Here is a 5,244-nt window from a genome sequence, read left to right as displayed (position 1 = left end):
CAGCGCCGCCGTCAATGTGGTCTTCCCATGGTCCACGTGACCAATCGTTCCCACGTTTACATGCGGCTTCGTCCGCTCAAATTTCCCTTTGGACATCAGAAACTCCCCAAGAAAACAGACCCAAGAAAAAAACAATATGGAGCCCACAACCGGATTCGAACCGGTGACCTCTTCCTTACCAAGGAAGTGCTCTACCGCCTGAGCTATGTGGGCCTACTTCTGGAGCGGGTGATGGGAATCGAACCCACACCATCAGCTTGGAAGGCTGAGGTTCTACCATTGAACTACACCCGCATAAACCGTGGCGCCCGCGCCGCTTACTGCTTATTTACCTATACACTTATGATCAAAATATGGTGGAGGGAGGAGGATTCGAACCTCCGAAGGCAGAGCCGTCAGATTTACAGTCTGATCCCTTTGACCGCTCGGGAACCCCTCCACGATTAGCGGCGCATTGTGCCGCTTACTGCTGGTACCTGTCAATAGAAATTATGACAATCTCTGTCGCACTTTTTTATCCCTCACCACGCCAATCGAGTGCCCCATGTTGTTTTTTTATATTGATTTTAAAAGATCCTCCTCGCATATTGTGCCCAATTCTTGACATCGTTGCCGATTTACAACATTCTCTGCGTGGCTGTACTAGATTTTGCCAGGTGGATTTCTGCCCGGGCTTGAGAGGAGGGTTTATAAATGCAACATATTAAACGTATTACGCTGATGGTTGCCATCAGCGGTGGTTTTATTGTTGGAACGGCGTTTGCCGATAATGCTTACACCGGTTATGCCATTCAGGCTGGTGGAAAGCCGGTAGTCACATCCACTGGTGCTTGTGTACGTGGAGGACGTCCAGTCACGGATGGTCCCATTCCTACTTATTGCGCACCTCAGCCTGCTCCGGTTGCGGTAAAGCCAGCACCCGTTCCGGCCCCCGTTCCGGCACCTATTGCCCCAGTCGAACGTACCGTTCTGGTCAGCAAGCCCATTACCATTACTGGCATCAACTTTAAATTTGATTCCTACAAACTCCTGAATCATGACATCAGGGTTCTGGACGAAGTTGCCGATTTTGCAAAAAATCATCCGGCGGCTGTTCTGGACGTGAATGGATACTGCAGCAAGGTGGGTAGTTACGCCTACAACCTGAAGCTGTCCAAGTTGCGCGCTCAAAGCGTTGCTCAATACCTTGCCAATCATGGTGTTTCCAATGATCGCATGGTCTTGAAAGGACATTCCTACAATGATCCAGTCGCCAGCAACGCCACTTCACAAGGGCGTTTCCTGAACCAGCGTGTGGAAATCAATTCCAACATCAAGGTTCAAAAAACAGTTCAGTAACTAGCTCTTAACGGCTTAATAAGGCGGGTCGTCATTGATCCGCCTTTTTTGTGTTTTTTGCCCATCATGCAGCAGTCAAATTCCATGCTAGACTAGCGACCATGCGACAATCCCTGCTTCGTTTCGTACGTACTCTGCACATCACTCGCGTCCTGGTGCGGTACCGCCTGGATGAAGTGATTTATTTTCTGCCTATATTGAAGCCGTATCAGGCTATTTTACGCCTTAGCCCCATGTCCTGGCTGGGTCCTAAACCCCAGGGGGATTTTGCAGAACGGCTACGCCAGGCGCTGGAAACTCTGGGACCGACCTTTATTAAGCTCGGTCAAATGTTGTCGACCCGACGCGATCTTCTGCCTGATTACATCACTCAGGAACTGGCCAAGCTGCAGGATTCCGTCCCGCCCTTCCCCTCTGAAGAAGCTTGCAAAATCATTGAAAGCGCGTTGGGCAAACCCATCAATACGCTGTTTTCAGAGTTTCATTCCAAACCGGCTGCGGCGGCTTCTATTGCTCAGGTCCATTTCGGCGTGCTGCAGGATGGTCGTGAAGTTGCTATTAAGGTCCGCCGTCCCGGCTTAAGACGAATTATTGATCAGGACCTGGCTATTTTAGGCCTGTTGGCTGATTTGGCAGAACGCTATTCCCAGGAAGGACGCCGGCTGAGAATTCGTGCTGTTGTGGCGGAATATGCCAAGACCTTGCGCGGAGAACTGGATTTACTTCGCGAAGCCGCTAATGCCAGTCAATTACGTCGCAATTTTGCCGCCGATCCTGATCTGCTTTATATCCCCGAAATTTACTGGGATTACTGCAGTTCCTCGGTCCTGGTCATGGAACGTATTTACGGTATCCCGATTGGTCAGTTGGATGCCTTACGTGCTGCCGGCATCAACTTTGATCAACTCTCCAGACGCGCCGCAGATATTTTCTTCCGTCAGGTTTTTCGTGACGCCTACTTTCATGCTGATATGCATCCCGGCAACATTTTCATAGATCCCCAAAGCGGGCGTTTTATTGCTGTGGATTTTGGCATCATGGGTAGTCTGGATGATGCCAGCCAGCATTATCTGGCGGAAAACATGATCGCCTTTTTTCAAAGAGATTACAGGAGAGTCGCCGAGGCGCATGTGGAGGCAGGCTGGGTTCCGCCCGACACCAATGTTCAGGATTTTGAAATGGCGATCAGGGCCATTGCCGAGCCTGTATTTGAAAGACCCTTAAACGAAATTTCTGTGGCTAACCTGTTGCTGCGCTTGTTCCAGACGACCCGGGCCTTTCACATGCAAACCCAGCCCCAGCTACTATTGCTCCAGAAAACCTTGGTGAACGTCGAAGGTATCGCCCGCGATTTCAATCCTGCATTGAACATGTGGGAAGTTGCCACTCCACTGCTGACTGAATGGCTGAGTCGCCAGCGCGGTCCCCGTGGCTGGTGGACGGAAATGAAGCGCCATTTTCCAGAATGGGGACTGGTCCTTCCGGAAATGCCCGTTTTACTGCATGGCATTCTTCGTCAGGCCCAGCAGGGAGAGCTACCCCTGGTTATCCGCAATCAGGATCTGGAAGGAATTCGTAAGGAAATCCGTCGCGGCATGCTGCGCCTTTCATTTGGTGTCAGTGGTACTTTCATTGTCGTCGGCATTGGTATTATGGCGGCACTCGCACATAAGCTGGATTCCGCGATTCTCGATCTGCCTCTCTGGGCATGGTTGATTTTACTACCCGGAGTCACCTGGATTGGTGTTCGTTGGGTTGGCAGTTTTTTCAGAATCCGGGATTGACGCTTAATCGATAAACAGCAAGGGAGGGTTGCTATTATGTGGGTCATTATTTCGCTGGTGATAGCCGCTGTGGCTGTCCTATTCGCCGTACAGAATAATACCATGACATCCGTGCATTTTTTTTCATGGACTTTTGCCCAATCTCAGGGCGTGATTTTACTGGGTGGATTTGTGGCAGGTTTTATCGCCAGCATGCTGATCTATCTGCCCACCCATATCCGTAACAAGCTCAAAATACGTCGTCATGAGCGCCGCCTGTCTGATCTTGAAGGGCAACTCAATGAAGAAAAGGGCAAGCGGGAGTATATTGAAAAGGAACACGCCGCTGCCTTACGCATCCAGAAAAACAACGGTATTACCGGATCCAAGACCGAAAGCTGAGAACCCGGCGGTACTGGTCCGCTTATTCGGCTTTTTTGTCAGCGACGGGAACCGCAGAAGCCGTTTTATTAATCGGCACGGTACGGGCAAGTACTTCAAGGTTTTTGGTAGCTTGCGTGTTACCTGCTTCTGCCGCCTTGTGCCACCACAATGCCGCTTTGGCGTAATCCTGAGGAACACCCTGGCCCATGAAATAGAGGTTACCCAGATTATACTGAGCAGCCGAAACTCCCAACTCTGCAGCCTTGTTCCACCAGTAGGCCGCTTTGATCAGGTCTTTGGGCACACCCTGACCAAAATAATATTGCATGCCCAGGTTGTACTCGGCCTTGCCGTAACCATGCATGGCTGATTTCTCAAACCACTGTGCCGCCAACGTGTAATTTTGTGGCACACCATCGCCCAATGCGCAGCGGGTACCAATGCTGTTTTCCAGTTTGGCGGTGGTCAAATCGGTCGGCTGCGAGCTGGCTGAGTCTTCCATTTCTGCTTTATGGGCCGTCGTCTGGGCATCGGCCAAGGGTACGGCAAGGAACAAAAACGCGGCAGCCGAACAAGCAAGCACCGCAGGATTGGACAATAAACGATGTGCAGACATGATTCACTCCATAAATGAGGATTAATAGCTTTCAGATGTGAAGGTTACACCATAAAGCTAAGAAACTGCCACAACTTTTTATGCTAACCTCCCAACCAGGGAAAATCCTCTTTCAGGATTTTGTGCTTTGCTCTATCTCGCTCTGGCGCCAGCGCTGGGCAAGCTTGTCGAGTACCGCATTGACAAAGCGATGCCCCTGTTCAGCACCAAAAGCCTTTCCCAATTCAATGGCTTCATTGATGACTACTCGGTATGGTGTCTGCGGCAGATCACGGAGCTCGTAGGCGGCAAGGCGCAAAATGGCACGCTCCACTTCGCTGATTTCATCAGTCCAACGCCGATCCGGAATTTCTTCGGCAATGGCCGGATCCAACTGCGGAATCGCCTGACAAACGCCCTCCCATACTGTCGCAAAAAAAACGCGATCGGCGCCCTGAAGCCGTTCAGGGTCTGCAGTAAACTGAAGCGCAATTTCTGCACAATGTCCCGGATTCAGTTGCCACTGATAAAGGGCCTGGATAATAGCCTGACGCGCCAGGCGACGACGACTGTTTTTCATGGAGGCTCAGATCTGACCCAGAAGCTGTACCATTTCGAGAGCCGTCATGGCCGCATCAAAACCTTTATTTCCTGCCTTGGTACCGGCGCGCTCAATAGCCTGTTCAATGCTGTCGGTAGTTAAAATCCCGAAAACAACCGGAATACCAGTGTCCATGGCCACCTGTGCCACCCCCTTGGAAACCTCTCCTGCCACATAATCAAAATGGGGAGTTCCACCACGAATAACGGCACCCAGACAAAGAACCGCATCATAATTTCCACTTCGGGCCAGTTTTTGCGCAACTAATGGAATTTCATAAGCGCCCGGCACATACACCACATGAATTTGTTCATCACTGGCACCATGGCGACGCAAACCATCTATGGCGCCCTGCTCCAGTTGCTGAGTAATGAAACTGTTAAAGCGGCTGACCAGCAGGACAAAACGAAACTTGCCAGCCTGGAGACTACCTTCTATTTGCTGAATCATGATTTTTCCTTATTTGTTTTCCTGAAATGGACGCTGGCCCACAATTTCGAGACCAAATCCGCCAATACCCCGGTACTGGAAATGGCTGTCACTCAGCACCTCGGCACGATGCA

General features: G+C 50.8%; 7 protein-coding genes and 3 tRNA genes. 3 read left to right on the top strand and 7 right to left on the bottom strand.

Going from position 1 to position 5,244, the window contains the following annotated elements:
* The 4 genes from AC2VLY_RS06520 to AC2VLY_RS06505 all read right to left on the bottom strand — a co-directional run.
* Positions 1-96, bottom strand: a 96-nt coding sequence (locus AC2VLY_RS06520) for a GTP-binding protein (protein ID WP_022970494.1), incomplete at its 3' end; no start/stop codon positions are given.
* Positions 97-137: 41 nt separating this feature from the next.
* Positions 138-213, bottom strand: a tRNA-Thr gene (locus tag AC2VLY_RS06515).
* Between the two features lie 7 nt (positions 214-220).
* Positions 221-294, bottom strand: a tRNA-Gly gene (locus AC2VLY_RS06510).
* Between the two features lie 60 nt (positions 295-354).
* A tRNA-Tyr gene (locus tag AC2VLY_RS06505) sits at positions 355-439 on the bottom strand.
* Positions 440-693: 254 nt separating this feature from the next.
* Here AC2VLY_RS06505 and AC2VLY_RS06500 point away from each other — a divergent pair.
* The 3 genes from AC2VLY_RS06500 (at position 694) to AC2VLY_RS06490 (ending at position 3,503) form a co-directional block, all read left to right on the top strand.
* Positions 694-1,338, top strand: coding sequence for an OmpA family protein (locus AC2VLY_RS06500; protein ID WP_193649833.1), 645 nt, complete (start codon positions 694-696; stop codon positions 1,336-1,338).
* Positions 1,339-1,439: 101 nt separating this feature from the next.
* Positions 1,440-3,122, top strand: coding sequence for a ubiquinone biosynthesis regulatory protein kinase UbiB (ubiB, locus tag AC2VLY_RS06495; RefSeq protein ID WP_486892864.1), 1,683 nt, complete (start codon positions 1,440-1,442; stop codon positions 3,120-3,122).
* Between the two features lie 36 nt (positions 3,123-3,158).
* Positions 3,159-3,503 carry a LapA family protein gene (locus AC2VLY_RS06490; protein WP_193649831.1) on the top strand — a complete coding sequence of 115 codons (345 nt, stop codon included), beginning with the start codon at positions 3,159-3,161 and terminating at the stop codon, positions 3,501-3,503.
* Positions 3,504-3,525: 22 nt separating this feature from the next.
* Here the strand turns inward: AC2VLY_RS06490 and AC2VLY_RS06485 are convergent, their stop codons facing one another.
* The 3 genes from AC2VLY_RS06485 to ribH form a co-directional block, all read right to left on the bottom strand.
* Complete coding sequence (locus AC2VLY_RS06485) at positions 3,526-4,101, bottom strand: tetratricopeptide repeat protein (RefSeq protein ID WP_193649830.1); 576 nt, start codon at positions 4,099-4,101, stop codon at positions 3,526-3,528.
* Between the two features lie 112 nt (positions 4,102-4,213).
* Positions 4,214-4,660, bottom strand: a complete 447-nt coding sequence (nusB, locus tag AC2VLY_RS06480; protein ID WP_193649829.1) for a transcription antitermination factor NusB — start codon at positions 4,658-4,660, stop codon at positions 4,214-4,216.
* Positions 4,661-4,666: 6 nt separating this feature from the next.
* Positions 4,667-5,131, bottom strand: a complete 465-nt coding sequence (gene ribH, locus AC2VLY_RS06475) for a 6,7-dimethyl-8-ribityllumazine synthase (RefSeq protein ID WP_193649828.1) — start codon at positions 5,129-5,131, stop codon at positions 4,667-4,669.
* Positions 5,132-5,244: the final 113 nt, after the last annotated feature.

The organism is Acidithiobacillus sp. TH-A36 (assembly GCF_057473445.1).
The sequence above is the reverse complement of the archived record's forward strand: the minus strand, read 5'-3'. Positions and strand labels throughout refer to the sequence as shown.